The sequence below is a fragment of the Streptomyces sp. B15 genome (genome assembly GCF_018070605.1).
GTDB classification, from domain to species: Bacteria; Actinomycetota; Actinomycetes; order Streptomycetales; family Streptomycetaceae; genus Streptomyces; species Streptomyces smyrnaeus.
This window is the reverse complement of the sequence record NZ_JAGPXJ010000055.1, coordinates 1-16,817: the sequence shown is the minus strand read 5'-3', so window position 1 is coordinate 16,817 and position 16,817 is coordinate 1. Positions and strand designations below refer to the sequence as shown.

At 69.8% G+C, this 16,817-nt stretch carries 14 protein-coding genes and 3 pseudogenes; 9 read left to right on the top strand and 8 right to left on the bottom strand.

What is annotated here, in order from left to right:
• Positions 1–391 precede the first annotated feature (391 nt).
• Positions 392–1,348, bottom strand: a complete 957-nt coding sequence (locus KBY19_RS23095; protein WP_307843591.1) for an NAD-dependent epimerase/dehydratase family protein — start codon at positions 1,346–1,348, stop codon at positions 392–394.
• Between the two features lie 537 nt (positions 1,349–1,885).
• Between KBY19_RS23095 and KBY19_RS23090 the strand changes: the two genes are divergently transcribed.
• Positions 1,886–2,842, top strand: a complete 957-nt coding sequence (locus KBY19_RS23090) for a helix-turn-helix transcriptional regulator (RefSeq protein WP_210966599.1) — start codon at positions 1,886–1,888, stop codon at positions 2,840–2,842.
• 184 nt (positions 2,843–3,026) lie between these two features.
• Here KBY19_RS23090 and KBY19_RS23085 read toward each other — a convergent pair whose 3' ends face one another.
• Entirely contained in the window at positions 3,027–3,986 is a 960-nt protein-coding gene (locus KBY19_RS23085) for a zinc-binding alcohol dehydrogenase family protein (RefSeq protein WP_210966598.1), read from the bottom strand.
• 201 nt (positions 3,987–4,187) lie between these two features.
• On the opposite strand from KBY19_RS23085, the gene KBY19_RS23080 reads away from it, so the two are divergent.
• Both KBY19_RS23080 and KBY19_RS23075 read left to right on the top strand, forming a co-directional pair.
• Positions 4,188–4,808, top strand: coding sequence for a TetR/AcrR family transcriptional regulator (locus tag KBY19_RS23080; RefSeq protein WP_307843590.1), 621 nt, complete (start codon positions 4,188–4,190; stop codon positions 4,806–4,808).
• 269 nt (positions 4,809–5,077) lie between these two features.
• Positions 5,078–5,161 (top strand): annotated as a pseudogene (locus KBY19_RS23075) (IS5/IS1182 family transposase); the annotation flags it as partial.
• A gap of 102 nt (positions 5,162–5,263) precedes the next feature.
• On the opposite strand, the gene KBY19_RS23070 reads toward KBY19_RS23075, so the two are convergent.
• Positions 5,264–5,920, bottom strand: a complete 657-nt coding sequence (locus KBY19_RS23070; protein ID WP_185015888.1) for a maleylpyruvate isomerase family mycothiol-dependent enzyme — start codon at positions 5,918–5,920, stop codon at positions 5,264–5,266.
• Between the two features lie 348 nt (positions 5,921–6,268).
• Here KBY19_RS23070 and KBY19_RS23065 point away from each other — a divergent pair.
• Positions 6,269–6,546: pseudogene (locus KBY19_RS23065) on the top strand (RNA polymerase sigma factor); the annotation flags it as partial.
• Positions 6,539–6,982, top strand: a complete 444-nt coding sequence (locus KBY19_RS23060; protein WP_210966597.1) for a hypothetical protein — start codon at positions 6,539–6,541, stop codon at positions 6,980–6,982. The pseudogene KBY19_RS23065 and the gene KBY19_RS23060, both read left to right, overlap by 8 nt.
• Before the next feature lie 43 nt (positions 6,983–7,025).
• Here the strand turns inward: KBY19_RS23060 and KBY19_RS23055 are convergent, their stop codons facing one another.
• A complete protein-coding gene (locus tag KBY19_RS23055) occupies positions 7,026–7,664 on the bottom strand; it encodes an HAD-IA family hydrolase (protein WP_210966596.1) in 639 nt (212 codons plus the stop codon).
• Between the two features lie 446 nt (positions 7,665–8,110).
• Here KBY19_RS23055 and KBY19_RS23050 point away from each other — a divergent pair, with 446 nt between their 5' ends.
• Positions 8,111–8,908 (top strand): hypothetical protein, encoded by a 798-nt coding sequence (locus KBY19_RS23050; RefSeq protein ID WP_210966595.1) that lies wholly within the window; start codon positions 8,111–8,113, stop codon positions 8,906–8,908.
• Positions 8,909–9,355: 447 nt separating this feature from the next.
• On the opposite strand, the pseudogene KBY19_RS36755 reads toward KBY19_RS23050, so the two are convergent.
• From KBY19_RS36755 to KBY19_RS23035, 3 genes and pseudogenes are all read right to left on the bottom strand, one after another.
• Positions 9,356–9,497 (bottom strand): annotated as a pseudogene (locus KBY19_RS36755) (IS481 family transposase); the annotation flags it as partial.
• Between the two features lie 84 nt (positions 9,498–9,581).
• Positions 9,582–10,358, bottom strand: coding sequence for an ABC transporter ATP-binding protein (locus KBY19_RS23040; RefSeq protein ID WP_185015892.1), 777 nt, complete (start codon positions 10,356–10,358; stop codon positions 9,582–9,584).
• Entirely contained in the window at positions 10,355–11,443 is a 1,089-nt protein-coding gene (locus KBY19_RS23035) for an ABC transporter permease (protein WP_210966594.1), read from the bottom strand. The genes KBY19_RS23040 and KBY19_RS23035 overlap by 4 nt, the downstream gene beginning before the upstream one ends.
• Positions 11,444–11,614: 171 nt before the next feature.
• On the opposite strand from KBY19_RS23035, the gene KBY19_RS23030 reads away from it, so the two are divergent.
• Complete coding sequence (locus KBY19_RS23030; protein WP_210966593.1) at positions 11,615–12,835, top strand: sensor histidine kinase; 1,221 nt, start codon at positions 11,615–11,617, stop codon at positions 12,833–12,835.
• Positions 12,832–13,470, top strand: coding sequence for a response regulator transcription factor (locus tag KBY19_RS23025; RefSeq protein ID WP_185015895.1), 639 nt, complete (start codon positions 12,832–12,834; stop codon positions 13,468–13,470). Before KBY19_RS23030 ends, KBY19_RS23025 begins: the two co-directional genes overlap by 4 nt.
• Before the next feature lie 650 nt (positions 13,471–14,120).
• On the opposite strand, the gene KBY19_RS23020 is transcribed toward KBY19_RS23025, so the two are convergent.
• Positions 14,121–14,723 carry a GNAT family N-acetyltransferase gene (locus tag KBY19_RS23020; RefSeq protein ID WP_210966592.1) on the bottom strand — a complete coding sequence of 201 codons (603 nt, stop codon included), beginning with the start codon at positions 14,721–14,723 and terminating at the stop codon, positions 14,121–14,123.
• Between the two features lie 473 nt (positions 14,724–15,196).
• On the opposite strand from KBY19_RS23020, the gene KBY19_RS23015 reads away from it, so the two are divergent.
• Complete coding sequence (locus KBY19_RS23015; protein ID WP_210966622.1) at positions 15,197–16,786, top strand: adenosine deaminase; 1,590 nt, start codon at positions 15,197–15,199, stop codon at positions 16,784–16,786.
• Positions 16,787–16,817 lie beyond the last annotated feature (31 nt).

The following is a 16,817-nucleotide window of genomic DNA, read 5'->3' as shown; positions in this document are numbered from 1 at the left end:
GAGAGGTGCGCCAGCACCACACGCACCGTCAACCCGGTGCACAGCGACGGGGTCGCCCAGCCCGCGCCCGCCTTCCGGCCGAGGGCGTGCGTCGACCATGCGCTGGACGAGCGGTGGAGCGGCGTACAGCGGCTCCTTGAACTCCAGGTAGATGGAGGCGGAGCGGTAGAGCTCAAACGTCGGTGGGTTGCCGGGCAATCACCAGTGGCGGGACGGGGTGCCCACAGCCTGGCTCATGACCGCCTTCGCAGGATCGTCGTCGGTGGCAACCGCGCGCTTGCCGAGGAAATCGGGCCTGGGTACAGCTCTCCCGATCAGCGGTCTTGGGACTTCGACAGTACGCTCCGATCCGGGAGGCCGGAGCCGCACAGGCGGGGAATTGCGGCGGGAATCAATGGGCGGTGGGCTGACTCGGTTGGAAATAGTGCCCCTGGTCGAGATCCTCGAGCAGGCCGATCTCGGTCGGAGCCCAGCCGGTGACCTCTCGGGTGAGGGTGTTGGAGACGGGGCTGTCGGGCTTGAGGAACATCCCGACGAACCCGAAGTGCTCGTCGACTTGGTCCATCGGTACCGATCGTGTCGGAATGCCGAGGTGGCGCCCGATGGCCGCGGCGATCTTGCGGATCGCGATACCCTCCTCAGCCGCGGCGTGCAGGTATCCCGTCGGTGCGGCCTCGATCGCCAGCCGGAAGAGCCGGGCGGTGTCCCGGACGTGTACTGCAGGCCAGCGCGACGACCCGTCACCTGGGTAGCCCGAGAACCCGGCCCGGCGAGCGGTCTCGATGAGGTGCGGGACGAAGCCGTTGTCCCCCTTGCCGTGGTTGGTCGGAGCCAAACGCAGGACAGTGGGCCGCGCCCCCTGCTCGGCGAGCGCGAGCGCGGCGTCGTCCGAGGGCTGTCGCACGGCAACCAGCGCGTCGGGCGAGGGGCGATCGTGCTCAGTGGCAGGCACCCCGTGCCGCGACAGTCCCACGGTGCCGGAAGCGACAGCGATTGCCCCGCCAGAAGCGAGCCCCTCACCGAGCGTCTGGATGGTCGTGACGTCGGAGGCGACTGCCTCAGCCATCCCTCCGCTCAAGGAACGCTCAACCGGAAATGCGAGGTGGACTACGGCGTCGACGCGGGCGGCGGCGTCGCGCAGCACGTCGAGGTCCTCGACGGTGCCGCGGACGCTCGCGGCGCCGGCGGCCTCGACAGCGGCTGCCGACTCCTCCGAGCGGGCCAGCCCGGTGACATGGTGTCCGGCTGCGAGGAGCTCGGGTACGACGGCGGAGCCGACCCAGCCGGATGCGCCGGTGACAAGAACGCGCACGAGAAGAACCTCCATACAGTGGTAGTGGTCGCTCACCGCGGTAGGGAGACGGACGCTCCACTTGATCGCCCGTCTCCGCCCTGTCTTCCAGGGCCCGAGTCGTGGACCGATTGCCTTCCCCATCGGCTGCTCCCGGAGAGGCGGGCGAGGCCCGCCGCGGCGCGACTGCCCAAGGTCGACGGGGCGTCTCCTCACCGGCGCGTGACGGGAGGGGTCACGCTTACTGGCCACAGCGGCGAGTGCCCCACTCACCTGTCAGTTCGTCGAAGCGGATGGCGTCGAGGATGCGGCCATTCCGGCCGCACATCCGGACGCTGGTCCATTCAGGCACAGGATTCTCCTCGTGGGGCGGGGCTGCCTGGGAAGCACCGTGGGGGAGGCGCTTCGTCACAAGCATCACGGCAACGTGCGGTGACAACCAGGGCGCATCTATCGTCGGACTCAGAGACCGTGGATAACCCGCCGTGGCCGCCCGACACTGAAGGAACCGGAGGACCGAGCCGTACCGTCCGGATCGGCGTCCGAGCCCTTGGCAAACGCCTCGTCCCGACCTGCACCCCGGAGCACACCGCGATGACCGACCGAACTGAACTCGGCCGCTTTCTGCGGGCTCGCCGTGCGGCCCTGCGGCCGGCCGACGTCGGGCTGATGCCAGGTGGTCGCCGACGTACGCCCGGTCTGCGCCGCGAAGAGGTGGCGGTGCTCGCGAACATATCCACCGACTACTATGAGCGGCTCGAGCAGGCCCGCGGCGTCAATCCGTCGGAAACCCTGCTCGCCGCGCTCGCCAGGGCGCTGCGCCTGTCGACCGACGCACGCGATCATCTCTACGCGGTTGCCGGGTATCAGCCGCCCCCGGGCCTGCCCCACGACGGTTACGCCGATCCCGGCCTGACGCACATCCTCGACTCCCTCAAGGACGATCCGGCCCAGATCGTCGATGACCTCGGCACGGTCGTCATCCAGAATCCGATGGCCGTCGCTCTGCTCGGCCCGCTGGTCGACCGCCCCGGCCACGAGGCCAACGGCGCCTGGCTCTGGTTCGTGCGGCCCGAGCATCGCGGTATCTACGCCGAGGAGGAGCACGAGGCGATCGGGCGCACCATCGTCGCCGACCTGCGTGCGTCCGTCTTCCGTCACGGCCACCACCCGGCTGGGCAGGCCCTTGTCGACGAACTCCGCGAGAAGAGCACGGAGTTCGCTGCGCTCTGGGAGCTCGGCGAGGTCGCCACCGTCAGGTCGACCCGCAAGTCCGTCCTGCATTCCCAGGCCGGCCGGCTGGATCTGCACTGCGACATCGTCCTCAGCCCGGGCACCAGCAAGCGGCTCTTCCTCTACCGGCCGCGACCCGGCACCGAAACGGCCGAACGCCTGGAGTTCCTCCGGCCGCCGCCTCGCCCGGGCGGAGAGAGCCGGTCCGGAGCGGGTTCCGCTGCTCAGCTCCCCGGCGGGGCCAAGGCGCTCTCCCCCACCGGAGCGGGCCGGATGAGCCGCGTCCCGCCTTCCTCGGGGCAGAGGATCTCCATGTGACCGCGGAGCTGACCCCCACCCTCTTCCCCGACATCGACGCATCTGGCCAACCGGCCACCGCAGATCAACCGTTCAAGGAACGGACGTCCGCGCCGGACGTACCCGACTGCCTCGACGGCTTGGCCGTCCGGCAGTGGGACACTCCGGCGGTACCCGGGCCTTGGGGCGGGTACCGGCGGCGTGGTCACAGGAGGATGACGGTGCGCTCGCCCGGTGCGTCCTGGTGGGCCCAGGCCGCCTCGACCTGGTCGAGCGGGAACGGGTGCGGGTGCACGGTCATGCCGCCTGCGGCGATCGCCGCGACGAGTTCGGTGAGCTCCCGCTGCATGATCTGCATCTCCACCGAGCCGAAGCCGCTGCCCAGGATGCGGAACGCGTTGGAGCGCAGGGTGTGCCCGGACAGGGTGATCGAGTCTCCGCCCACGCCGCCGATCTGCACCCAGTCGAGCAAGCGGGTGTGCTGGGTGCGTGCCCCGAGGACGGCACGCATGGCGAGTTCGGTGGGTGGGCCCCAGATGTAGTCGAGGACCACGTCGACCTCTGCGGCGGCCGCGGCGAGCGAGGCCGCGGTGGCGTCCTGGTCGGGGGCGAGCTGGACAGTATCGTCCGCGCCTTCGGCACGGAGTTCGTCGAGGCGGGTGCGGTTGCGGCCGGCGGCGATCACCCGCCCGGCACCGAGGTGCTTGGCCACCTTGACAGCCATCGATCCGGCGTTGCCGGTCGCGCCGTGCACCAGGACCGACTGCCCGGCCTGGAAGGGCACACGGGTGCGCAGCACCAACCATGAGGACATGGCGGGGTTCATGGTCGCGGCCAGCGGTGCGGGAGCGGCTCCGGCCGGGACCGGGATGGCGGCGGCCGGATCGATGACGATGCGTTCGGCCAAGGAGCCGGCGCCCATCACCATGACGTATCCGAGGCTGCCGTCCGCCCGGCGGACGACGGCGTCGGCACCGGCCAGCGCGGGCAGTGTCCTGGGACTCGTGTAGTGCTTGCCGGCGGCGATGCCGCGGGTGGCGGGGTGCACGCCGACGGCGAGGACTTCCACCACCTCTTGGCCGGGGGCGGCATCGGGGGCGGGGATGGAGCGGAAGTGCGGCGGCTCATCGTAGGACTCTACGAGCGCGGCATTCATCATGGACATGCGAGCTTCCCTGGCGGCGATTGGCGGTGAGGGGGCTGCGGCTCAGCTGGGACGGAACCGGCGGGTGAACTGTAAGATACGGAGAAGTGTCTTATAAGCCAGGAGGATAGGGGCTCACGTTAAGATACGCAAGCGAATCTAATCGTCCGGCGGGACGCCGCGAGAATGGATGTGTGGGCGCAATGGATACTGGGGGCAGCGGTGAGTGAGCGGCGTACGGAGAGCACTCCCACCCGACGCAGGGGCGCCGCCCTGGAGAAGGCGATCACCGACGCCGCCTGGGAGGTCCTGGTCGAGCAGGGCTACAACGGCTTCACCTTCGAGGCCATCGCAGCGCGTGCCGGCACCAGCAAGCCGGTGCTCTACCGGCGCTGGCCCCAGCGCGAGGACCTCCTCATCACCACACTCGCCCGGCACTGGCGTCCACTCGACACCCCTGACACCGGGAACCTGCGCCAGGACGCCCTTACTCTCCTGCGCACGGTCAACGCCGAGCGCGCCCAAGCACTGATACTCATGCAGATCCACCTGGCGGACTACTTCCGCGCAACCGGCACCAACTTCAGCGACCTACGCAGCCGCCTCCTCACCGCAGACCAGACGTCTCCCTTCAAGCGGCTCGTGGACCGCGCCGTCGAGCGCGGCGAACTTGCGCAGGTGCCGCGAACCGAACGCATGGTGAACCTGCCCTTCGACCTCGTGCGCCACGACATGCTGATGCGCATGGGCCCGGTGGCGGACGAGACGATCGTCGAGATCGTGGACACGGTGTGGCTGCCCCTGCTCGACCTGCCGCCGCACGGTGCGCACGCAGGACGTTGAGAAGGCCGAGGCCGAGGACTGGTCGAAGGCCCGGCGGTAGCCTGGACCACCGGGAGCCCGCCAGTGTGCGGCTTGTCGAAGGACTCCTCCAGGTAGGCGGTCTCGTGCGGCTGGTAGGGCTCCAGGGCGACTGGGCCGGGGACAGACCCCGCTCGCCCGCGATCTCGTGGACGCGCTCGGCCACTGCCTGATCCTCGTCGCGGTAGAGGATCCTGCCGCCCTCGTCGGTCTCGGCACGCGCCGTGGCGGTGTCCCGGGTCCGCGTCAGCCCCGGCTCCAAGCACCATCTGATCGTCGCCCGCCACAGAATTCCGCTCACCAGGACGCTTGCCGGCGGCAACCGGCACGATGTCGCCGGATCCCGCTTCTTCTGGGCTGTCTGTTCGACTGATCCGGCGTCTGACAGCAGTCGGCAGAAGCCACTCAGGTCCGGAAACGGCTTCGCAACTTGTTCTTCAACCTGAGCGCAGTCGGGCGCGCAGGACTGCCGCACCGTCCCCCTCAAGGTCCTCGCAGGCCGCTGCGCGGCCCGCCATCGCCATCACCAGCGAGAGGGTCGACCCCCGGAGCAGATCCCCCGAGCCGCCGGTGAACGGCCCGTCTGTGGCCTCGACCCGCAAGCCCGCAATCGCAGTCTTGCTCGCGACGGTGAAATCGCGACCGGCGAAGAACCGGGCCGCGGCGGTCGTCGTGGCTACCGGCGGCGTCCGCGCAAGACCCAGTGGCCGGCGGATGTCCTCGCCGTGGACGACTATTTCGCCCAGCCAGGCCGCAGTATGTCCTGTCGGTCCGGCGGGCCCGGCGACAACTTCGCGGAATCGCCGCAGGGTCTCTTCGGGTGTAGCACCACGGTGCTCTGCGAGTCGTCGGTCGTTGTGCAGATCGGGGTTGAAGCGCGCGGCCAGCATGCTCAGCAACCAGCGCCACATCCTCGTACTGGCACCTGCGGTCAGATGGGCTACGACCTCCTCCACGGTCCAGCGTTCACACAGTGATGCTTTCGCCCACTCGGCCTCGCTGAGCCCGGTGAGGTCTTGAGCGAGCGCGGACCGCTCGACGTGTATCGCCCTTTCCAGCGCTTTCCGGGTTTCCAGCACGTGTGGTTCAGCCATGGGGCGGCCTCCAGAGATCGGTGTTCTCCATCAGGGACTCCTGCCGCCGCCCAAACTCATCGACCGCACCCCGTGGCGAGCCCTTTTCGACGCTCCAGTATCGAAAGGGGCTGGAACCAAGCTGCTCACCTGGGCATTCCCCTGCCGCTGAGGCACGGCGCGATGTCGACGGCCCGGCCGATGGCTGGCCGGCCCGGGAGATCGAGGACCCCGACCTGGAAGAGTGCCTCGACGGCCCGGAGAAACGCCTCGACAGTCTGGAGAAGGACGTCGACCGCGACTGGGCCGGGCCGGCGGCATCGTGCGCGGCTTCGCCACGCTGGTGGCGCGGATGCGGCCCGGCGGACCGAGGGCGACGAGCCACTGGCCGACCGGGCCGCGGACCGGGTGGTGGCGCGTGCCGTACGCCGCGAGCTGGCGGCGGCGCTGGCCGCACTGCCCCCCGGCACCGGGACGTGCTGCTGGTGGTGGCCTGGGGTGGTCTCGGCTACGAGGAGGCGGCCCAGGCCCTCGGTATCCCCGTGGGCACGGTCAGATCACGGCTGCACCGGGCTCGCAGCAAGCTGCGCGAAGCAGTGGGCGGATCCGATCCGACGGCGCTGCGAGAGGTATCCGACCATGAATGACGCACTCGAACTCTTGAGGGAGTGGGACGCGGACGCGGCCCCGCTCAGCGGTCCGGCCCGGGACCGGGCCCGGCACCAGCTGCTCAACGCGATGGCCTACGCGGACCAGCGCACCGGCACCGGCACCAGTCGCCGCCATGCACTGCGCCTCGCGGCCGCCGCGGTGGTCGCCACGGCGGTTACGGGGACGGGAGTCCTGATCGCCACGGACCTTGTGCCCGGCGTCAAGACGATCCCGGGAGTGAAGGACTCCGCCGGGCGGACCGGGGTGGGGATCGCCTGCACCGAGCGCGGATCCTACGAAGGCAAGTACCTGATCTTCGACCCGGCCTCGTATGAATTCCTGGGCTTCCCCAACGAGCGGACCTCGGCTTCCGGGAAGAAGAAGTACATCCAGCTGTCGCACGTGGTGGACTGGGGATCGTCGACCGGGTGAAGCAATAGCTCGGCCTCGCCGGGAGCGACCGGCCCGGACCGCGTCATCCGAGCAGGTCGCGGGCTGGAGTCAAGGGCCCAGCGTCCAGATGAGCTGCGATGCGCCTGATCGTCCCGGCAGTGTCCTCGAACAGATGCGCCTGCATGCCCGCCGCCTGGGCGGCCTCAACATTGGCTGCGACATCGTCCACGAAGAGACAGCGCTCCGGCCGCACCTCCAAGCTGGCGCAAGCAGCTTCGAAAGCACGCAGATCAGGCTTCTCGATGCCGAGTTCGTGCGAGTAGACGATCTGCTCCACCAACTCGTCGAAGTGGTACAGCGCCGCCTCCCGCTCCCTGGCCCCGACGAAGCTGTTGCTCAGGATGCCCAGCCTGCATCTTCCCTGCAGCCCCCGCACATAGGCGATGAGCTCCTCGTTCGGCGTCCCCAGATACTCCGTCCAGAGATCAGCCATGAAGGCGTCAGCCTGGGACGCTTCTAGACCCAGGCGGACCGCTACCTGTTCATACACCTCCCGTTCGCTGATGCTCCCGACACTCCCAGCACGCCACACGTCGCGCATCCGCTCATACACGCTGCCCAGCGGCAGCCCCAGCCCCTCTTCCCACCGTCGCATCCACCCCGTCTCCGGCGTGATCTCCAGTACGCCGCCGATATCGAGAATTACGCAGGTCGCGGTCACACGCCCCCTTTCGCCCCGTCCGGCCAACGAGCACACTCCTGTGATCCACGGAAGCACTGTTGCCCTTCCCCTGGGAGCAAAGGCAAGCAATCTTGGAAGCCCTGTGACAGCCCTGTCGCGAGCCGCTGACACGATCGGCCGCATCAGCAGGTGCGATCAAAGGCCGTGAAGCGAGAAACGATCGAAACCACCCCAGGGGACAGAATCACGCACGGAGGGCAGCAGATGCAGGGACTGTGCTGCACCGCCGCCGTCTTGCCCACCCCAGGCTCCCCGAACCCGCACCCGATCCCGATTCCCCGAGCTGCGACCGTGTGCCCGACCGTCTGCACACGGCGATGCGGAGCCCGCGCCTTCGGGAGTGGATCTCTGGGCACATGCGATCTGGCCGACTCCGGTCGAAAGAACATTGGTCACCCCGCTCGCCAAGGCTTGCGGATGAGCTGATGAGCGGCGAGACATACCGCTTCCGGGTCAGGGTGAGCTGGGTGGACCGGGACGCTCACAACGCTCCGCTGCTCGATGCCGTAACTCTTGTGCTCGACGGCCAGACCCGGCCGTCTCCCAACGGCACCTGGCCCGAGGTCGCCTGGCGCACCGCAGACGGCACTTTCCGCCCTCTTGACCAGGCCGGGCAGGGATGTGCCAACGGAGAACGCCGCTACCTGTCGGAGGACCCGGTCCCCCGTGACGGTCCTCCGACCCTTCGCATCCGTTGGCCACACCTCAATGTCGCCACGACGCAGAATGGCAGAGCGAGTGTGGTCGTTCGTCGCAACGAGCAACTGACCGACGGCACGGCGACGGACTCCGCTTTCGTGATGCGCACGGCGACGGTCACTGCACCTGAGGTCGCCACGCCGTCGCTGGTGGTAACACAGGCTTTGCCCCTCACAGGCGCAGACCTCGGCAGGGCGCTCACGGCGGCGATCGGTGACCTGTTCGGTACAGCGGAAGGCCCCCCTGTGACCATTCAGCTCGCCCACGGCCACCAACTCGTCGGAACCGTGCGCAGTTGGTGGCCCGTCGGGCTGTACCCACACCAGCCTCTCGGACCCTCGATCGGGGCCACCGTCGCAGCCGCCGCCGACGCCTGGGAACAGTGCGCTCATCCCAGTCCGGTTGGCGCGGCCTGGTCGATCGCTGTGAGTCTGTCATCGAATGTCCCGGGTTGTGAGAGCCGGCCGCTCCTCACCCTCCAGCGCCTGATCTACGAGGTTCCCGGAGGCGAGGGTTCCCCATAGGAGCAACTGCGGCGGAGGTCGGAGCAAAGGCGTAGGCCGGCCGACATCGCACCGGAACACCGGAGCCCGGGCCGCTCGAACGACCGACACCCGGACCACCCGCGGGAGCCAGCCACGCCCCTCACCTGTAGGGGGATCACCGAACCACCGGCTGCGCCCCGCGCGGTCACGGCTTCCGGGCGACGACGACCCCGTTGGCGGCCGGTGCGGTGAGAGTGGGGCGCCGGGGCCGTTCCGGCTCCGCCGACAACGCGACCGGGCGTTCACCGGGCGTGCGGGCACCTCAGCCGACCACCTGCTTCACGAGCGCGGCGATCCGCGCCTCTTCCTCGGCCGTCCCCTCGGTCAGCGCGACACCGGCGGCCCACATCGTCCCCTCGTCCCCTCGTCCAGCTTCGCCTGGGCGCTGAAGCCGAGCGTCGCGTAGCGCGCCTTGAACTTCGCCGTGACACGGGCTGCGGACAACTTGTGTTCACGGCGCATGGACTCGATGCGGGCCACGGTCTCGCCTGGTGTCCGGGTGGGTTGGTGACGTGGGGTGCTGGGCCGGTCATGCAGACCCCAGCACCCCGTGGCGGCGGTAGCCCGCCGCGCCAATCAGCGCTCTCCATCCGTTGCGCCCCGCGCCGTGGATCGTTGCCGCATCGGCCTGTCTGCGTATCGCGCACAGGGCTCAGCCATCAACACCTCCAGCAGTCGGCACAGCTGTCTGCTGCCCCTCCAACTGCTCCAAGCGCCAACCCGGCGAACCTGTGCGGTCAGAGCACTGGCGAGTGATGGCCGGGAGGCGCAGGCGGCCGTCGTGGATTTCGGCGATCTGGTCGACGGTGGTGAGGTGGGTGCGGTCGTGGGTGACCATGACGGTGGCGGTGGCCTGCTGGTGGGTGAGGCGGGTGATGAGATCGATGACGGCGACGCCGCGTTCGTGGTCGAGGGCGCTGGTGGGTTCGTCGACCAGGAGGACGGTGGGGTTGTTCATCAGGGCGCGGGCGATGTTGACCCGCTGGCGCTGGCCGCCGGAGAGCTGGTGGGGGCGGCGGTCGGCCTGGTCGGTCAGGCCGACGGCGTCGAGGAGTTCCATGGCCCGGTTTCGGGCGGTACGGGGTTTGCGGCCGTCGATCTGGGCCATGACCTGGAGTTGTTCGGCGGCGGTGAGTGAGGGCAGCAGGTTGGGCTGCTGGAAGACGATGCCGATTTTGTGGCGGCGCAGTTCGGTGAGTTGTCCGCGGGTGAGGCCAACGGTGGAGGTGCCGTCGATGGTGACGGTGCCGGCGTCGGGGGTGATGAGGGTGGCGGCGACGGCCAGGAGGCTGGACTTGCCGGAGCCGGAGGGACCGACCACGGCGGTCAGGCTGCCCTGGGGCACATCGAGTGTGACGTGGTCGAGAGCGGTCAGGCGGGTGTCGCCGTCGGGGAAGGTGAGGGTGATGTCGGTCAGGTACAGGCTCATCGTGTGCTCCCCAAGGCGGTCAGCGGGTCGACGGAGGTGATGCGTCGGATGGACAGGGCGGCTCCGAGAGCGCCGAGGAGGATCATCACGGCGGCCGGGATCAGGACGGTGGCGGGTGTGAGGAGGAACGGCACGGCGGAGCCGGATACGAGTGCGCCGAGGGCGGCGGCGATGCCGATGCCGAGCAGGGTGCCGCCGGCGAGGAGGGCGACGGCCTGGCCGAGGGCGTCCTTGAGCAGGCTGGCGGTGGAGGCGCCCAATGCCTTCAGGACGGCGACGTCGCCGCTGCGCTGGATGGTCCAGACGGTGAAGAAGGCGCCGATGACGAGGGCGGAGATGGCGAACAGGAAGCCGCGCATCAGCTGCAGGGAGCCGTTTTCGGACGTATAGGAGCCGATCGCGGACAGCGAGTCCTCGGTGGAGACCGTCCTGGTGCCGACCTGCTGGTCGATGGCCTGCGTATCGGCTTCGGGGGTGGTGCTCAGGGCGATCACGGAGGCCCTCGGGCCCTGGCTGCTGCCGGTGGCCGGCGCTGTTTCCTGCCAGATGCCCAGGCTGGTCCACACGACGGGGGTGTGACTGAAGTAGGCGTCGCCCTTGACGGCAGCCACCTCCAGTTGCCGGCCTGCCAGGGTGAGGGAGTCGCCGACCTGCACGCCGAGGTCGTCGGCGGCTGCGGTGGACAGCACCACCGCTCTGTCACTGATCTTGTCGCTGTCGGGGGCGAGGCGGGAGCCGAGCTCGATGCCGAAGGCCGAGACGGCGGTGTTCTTACCCCTAGCGGTGGCCTTGGTCGTGGTGATCCCCAGTGGTTCGGCGCTTTCGACGCCGGACGCCTTGGACCACTGCTGCCACTGCGCTTGCGCGACGGTGGAGTTGGAGTACGACAGGTCCTGCCCGCCGCTGGGGGCCTGGAAGGCGATCTTGTCGGCGGGCAGTCCCGTGATCGCGGAGATGTTCTGCTGACCCAGTCCGGCAGTCAGCCCGGACAGCAGCCCGACCAGCAGGGTGATCAGCACGATGACGGTCCCCATCAGGGCGAAGCGCCCCTTGGCGAACTTCAGGTCTCTCCAGGCGACGAACACGGCCGTGATCTGTCCTTTCCGCGGGGAAGCGGTACGCCTCCACCGTCGCGGCCCACCCCCTGTGTGCGCGTCTGGCGCAGGACGGCACTTCGCGGACCAAAAGACATCACACGGGTTCTGACTTTCGATGGAGGCCCCCGCGACGTCGGCCTCCGTAACCTGGGACGCACTATGAACACCGTCGCCCCCGCCCTGACCCCGACCGCCCGGGCCCTGACCTGGTGCCTGCACCTGATGGTCATCGGCCTGCTCGCCCTGGCTGCCGGCCGGGCCGTGACCGGCGACCGGCTCCACGTCGGATTGATCATTGCCACGGCAGCGGCGTGCGGCCTGGTGTACGCGGCCGGGCCCGTGCTGCCGGGCGTACGCGGCTCGCGACGGGCCGCCGGGCTATGGCTGGCCGCGGTGGGCGGTTGCTGGCTGCTGTTGCTGGCCCTGTCCCCCGACGCCGTGTGGGTGGCCTTCCCGCTGTACTTCCTCCAGCTGCACCTGCTGCCCCGCCGCGCCGGCCTGGCCGCCGTGGCCGCCACCGCCGCCGCGGCCATCGCGGGCTTCGCCGCCCACCAGCACTCCTTCAGCCCCGCCATGGCCATCGGTCCCGCGCTCGGCGCCGCCGTGGCGGTCGCGGTGGTGCGGGGGTATCAGGCTCTGTACCGGGAGAGCGAACACCGCCGCCAACTGATCGAGGAGCTCACCACCACCCGCGCCGACCTGGCCGCAGCCCAGCACACCGCCGGTGTGCTGGCCGAACGCGACCGCCTGGCCCGCGAGATCCACGACACCCTCGCCCAAGGCCTCTCCAGCATCCAACTGCTGCTGCGCGCCACCGAACGAGCTCTGCCCCACACACCGCAGAACGCCGCCCACTACGTCGAGCAGGCACGGCAGGCGGCCGTCGACAACCTCGCCGAGGCCCGTCGCTTCGTCGCCGCCCTCACCCCACCCGCGCTGGAAGGCACCACCCTGGCCGACGCCCTGGAACGTCTGTGCACCACGACCTCCGCCCGGCACCGGCTCACCACACGCTTCCACCTCACCGGTGAGCCCACCCCGCTGGCAACCGCGCACGAGGTCGCGCTGCTGCGCGTCGCCCAGTCCGCCCTGGCCAACACCGTCCGCCACGCCGAGGCCACCACCGCCGACGTCACCCTCAGCTACCTCGGCGACCGCGTTACCCTCGACGTCGTCGACGACGGATGCGGCTTCGACCCTGCCCGCCTGCCCGCCCCCGACCCCGAGGCCGGCGGGTTCGGGCTGGTCGCCATGCGCACCCGCGCCCAAGCCCTCCAAGGCACCCTCACCGTCGAATCCGCCCCCAGCCACGGCACCGCTCTGGCCGCCCAGCTGCCCCTCACCCCGCCAGCCGAGACCGAGCCCGAGGCCCGCCCGTGACCGACGAAGTCCCCATCCGCCTGCTCCTGGCCGACGACCACCCCGTCGTACGGGCCGGACTGCGCGCCGTGCTGGAAAGCGAGCCCGGCCTCGTCGTCATGGCTGAAGCCGCCACTGCCGAGGACGCCGTCACCCGCGCCGCAGAGGGCGACATCGACGTCGTCTTGATGGACCTGCAGTTCGGCAAGGGCATGGGCGGCGCCGAAGCCACCGCCCGGATCACTGCCCGGCCAGGAGCCCCGCACGTGCTGATCGTCACCACCTACGACTCCGACGCCGACACCCTGCCCGCCATCGAGGCCGGCGCCACCGGCTACCTCCTCAAGGACGCCCCGCCCGAGGACCTGGCCGCCGCCGTACGCACCGCAGCCGCCGGACGCACCGCCCTGGCGCCCACGGTCGCCGACCGGCTGATGAACCGGCTACGCACCCCGGGCACCCACCTGACCCGGCGCGAGACCGAAGTCCTCGCCCTGGTCGCCGACGGCCTGTCCAACCATGCCATCGGCGACCGCCTCCACCTGACCGAAGGCACCGTCAAGTCCCACCTGGCCCGCATCTACGCCAAGCTCGACGTCGACTCACGCACCGCCGCCGTTGCCACGGCAACCGACCTCGGCCTCATCCGCCGCTGACCCGAACGCACGGACGTTGGAGCTGCCGCGAAGCAGATGCAGCACCGGGCGTGCAGCCGCCGCGGACGACTACGGTTCCCACGAACGGGGCCCGCCTGGAAGGCCGCCTCGGGTCCAGGAGTTGTCCTCAAAGCGTCAGGTCCACTTCGGGGGCGGTGCGAGGAACACGCGGGCCGAGGCGTTCTCGATGTGTCCCGCAGCGCCGGTGTATTGCCTCTATGGTCGTCGCGGACAGCATCGGCAGTCCCAGCGGGCGTCGCGCAGCAGACCTTGCATGGGTCGCGGCCGGGCATGGCCCGCCTGTCCGGCGGACTGTCAGCAGTTCTTCCGTTCGACGTTCGACAGCAGTCCGAGCAGGTAGGAGCGGGCGGTCGCCCGCGGCTCAACTCAGCCGACGCGTCCCGCGAGCCGGGCCATGACCTGGCCGGACTCGGCTCGCCACCGGCCAGGGTCTATGCGCTGGCCTGCGGGCCCCCGCGTGATCTCCAGGAGTCCACAGAGCCCCTGGTGATCACGCAGTTGCTTCACCCGTTCCCAGTCCGGCCCGGTCCGGCCCGGTCCGCGTCAGGATCGCGACCGCCGCCCGCACTGCGATTCCCGGAGAGGGAACCCGCCCGAGTGCGCCCCGTCGCAAGCAGGGATTCCAGAACTCAGCGCGGGTTCTTGCGCATGCACCATGTGTGGGGGCCGCCGTCGGGGAGGGTGACAGCAGCCGTGACCCGGAAGCCGAGTCGCTCGTAGAACCGCACGTTCCGCTCGCTGGAGGTCTCCAGGAACGCCGGGTACCCGGCGTTCCTTGCCTCCTCGATGCCGGGAACCAGCACCGCGCTGCCAAGGCCCTTCCCCTGCGCTTCGGGAGAGACGGCCACCGTATTGAGGAACCACGCCGGCTCCTGCGGCCGGTACGGGGCAACAGCCTGCTCCGCGGATTCGTAGGCGGCCTGCCGGTCACCGGCCAGCTCACCGAGCACCGGGCCGACCTCGGCGAAAGCAGGCGAGGGATCCTCGTCGGGAGTGGTCCACACGGCGACAGCGCGCCCTTCGTCGGCGACCCACACGCGGCCGTACACCATGCCGATTCGGGTGAGACAGATTTCCTGGAAACGCCGGACCCGTTCCTCATGGCCTTCTGCGGCGATCATGTGCCGGGTGAAGGGGTAGTCGGCGAAGGCTCGGGCAAGTACGTCGACCGAGGTGGAGATGTCGGCGTCGGTGATGGGACGTACGACAGGGACGTTTTCACGGTGTGCCATGTTCACCGCATCATCTTGTCAGCAGGCGAACGTTTGAGCCGCCCGGCCCCGTTGTCGGCCTGGACACCCGGTTCCGGGAGCCGTCAACCTGCCGCAAGATCGCGAAGTCATTCTGGGCGGGGTGTTAGAAGAGGTCGGCCGAGGTGCCCTGCGTAAGGTTCTCGAGGATCGTGCGCAGCCACGGGCTGCGAACTGCAGGTAGCCGGACCAAGGTGTGCTGGAACATTCTCCAGTCGGCCCGGGCTTCGTAGTCGTCCGAGAGGTGGTCAACAGCCCAACTGGACGGGGTGACCTCTGCTGGTAGTGGGCCACGCGGTCAGCTATGGGCCCGTGACACGGTCAGTTGACCGCCGACTCCCGCCGCTCCGAGGAAACCCCACGATCGAGTGATGTAACTGCGACCGCCTTCACGCAGCGCCCGATCCGTTGATCATGCTGGGGTGACTCATCGATCCCGTATCGGCCGCCGTAGGGTGCTGTACCCGACAGGCGCCGCCGTACTCTGTCTGCTGTCCGCGCTGTCCGCGCTGCCGGCCGCTGCCCAGCCCGACGGGGCCCGGTCCGACAAGGTCGGTCCCGCCGCCGGTCCCGCCGTCCGGCCGCCCGCCACGGCCGCCGAGGCACGCACCGCCGCCTATCTGGAATCCGCCCGCAATGACCCCGGCCGACTGCAGGACTTCTTCCGGAAGCTGCCCAAGGGCGGCGACCTGCACAACCACCTCTCCGGCGCCGTGAGCACGGAGTACCTCATCGAACTCGCCGCGCAGGACGGGCTGTGCATCGAGAAGAAGACGATGACCGCGGTGCAGCCGCCGTGCAAGGACGGCGCCCGCCCGGCCGCCGAGGCGCGCACCGACAAGGCGTTCCACAAGGAGCTGGTGCGGGCCTGGTCCATGGAGGATTTCCCGCAGGGCGAGTCCGGGCACGACCACTTCTTCGCCGCCTTCGGCAAGTTCGGCGAGGTGACCTGGCGCCACCCGGGCAAGCTCCTCGCGGAGGTCGCCGAGCACGCGGCCCGGCAAAACCAGTCGTACCTGGAGACGATGGCGACCCCCGCCTCCGACGGTGCGAAGAAGCTCGCCGAGGAGGTCGGCTGGGACCCGGACCCGGCCCGGATGCACCGCAAGCTCCTAGCCGGGGGCAAGCTGGACCGGCTGGTGGCGCAGGCCCGCAAGGAGGCCGACCGCACCAACGCCGAGTTCCGTACCGAGGCACGCTGCGACACCACCCACCCCCGCCGCGCCTGCACGCTGCCCGTCCGGTGGATCTCACAGGTCTCCCGCGGCAGCTCACCGGAGCGTGTCTTCACCCAGATCGCACTCGGCCTGCGGCTGGCCGAACGCGACCCCCGGTTCGTCGCCGTCAACCTCGTCCAGCCCGAGGACGGCCAGAGCGCACTGCGCAACTACCGGCTCCAGATGCGGATGCTGAACTACCTGGGCAAGCAGTACCCGAAGGCCCACATCACCCTGCACGCCGGGGAGCTGTGGCCCGGGTTGGTCAAGCCGGAGGATCTGTCCTTCCACATCGGCGAGGCGGTGAACGTGGCGAAGGCCGAACGCATCGGCCACGGCGTCGACCTCGTCCACGAGAACAACTGGCAGCAACTGGCCCGCACCATGGCCCGCCGGGAGACGGCCGTCGAGGTGCCGCTCACCAGCAACGCGCAGATCCTCGGCGTGAAGGGTGACGACCACCCGTTCAACACCTACCGGGCCTACGGCGTGCCCGTCGTCCTGTCCACCGACGACCCGGGCATCTCCCGCACCGACATCAGCCACGAGTACCAGTACGCGTCCACCACCTACCGGCTGCGCTACCCCGAACTGAAAGACCTGGCGCGGGCCTCGCTGGAATACGCCTTCCTCCCCGGCCGCAGCCTGTGGCGCGGCAATCCGACGCGCGACGGCTACCAGCCCACCTCGGCCTGCGCGAACGAACGCCCCGGCACCGGCAGGCCCGCCGGCGCATGCGGCCGTCTCCTGGCCGACAGCCCGAAGGCAGCCGCCCAATGGCACCTGGAGTCCGCCTTCACCACCTTCGAACGCACCCAGGTGAGCTAGCGCTGACCCCGTCCTGGTCACCCACCCCGGC

Bases quoted from the DNA above. Each gene is read 5' to 3' on its own strand.
- KBY19_RS23050 (WP_210966595.1), top strand. From the start codon at position 8,111: ATGAGCGGCGAGACATACCGCTTCCGGGTCAGGGTGAGCTGGGTGGAC.
- KBY19_RS23040 (WP_185015892.1), bottom strand. From the start codon at position 10,358: ATGAGCCTGTACCTGACCGACATCACCCTCACCTTCCCCGACGGCGAC.
- KBY19_RS23090 (WP_210966599.1), top strand. From the start codon at position 1,886: ATGACCGACCGAACTGAACTCGGCCGCTTTCTGCGGGCTCGCCGTGCG.
- KBY19_RS23060 (WP_210966597.1), top strand. From the start codon at position 6,539: ATGAATGACGCACTCGAACTCTTGAGGGAGTGGGACGCGGACGCGGCC.
- KBY19_RS23020 (WP_210966592.1), bottom strand. From the start codon at position 14,723: ATGGCACACCGTGAAAACGTCCCTGTCGTACGTCCCATCACCGACGCC.
- KBY19_RS23085 (WP_210966598.1), bottom strand. From the start codon at position 3,986: ATGTCCATGATGAATGCCGCGCTCGTAGAGTCCTACGATGAGCCGCCG.
- KBY19_RS23030 (WP_210966593.1), top strand. From the start codon at position 11,615: ATGAACACCGTCGCCCCCGCCCTGACCCCGACCGCCCGGGCCCTGACC.
- KBY19_RS23070 (WP_185015888.1), bottom strand. From the start codon at position 5,920: ATGGCTGAACCACACGTGCTGGAAACCCGGAAAGCGCTGGAAAGGGCG.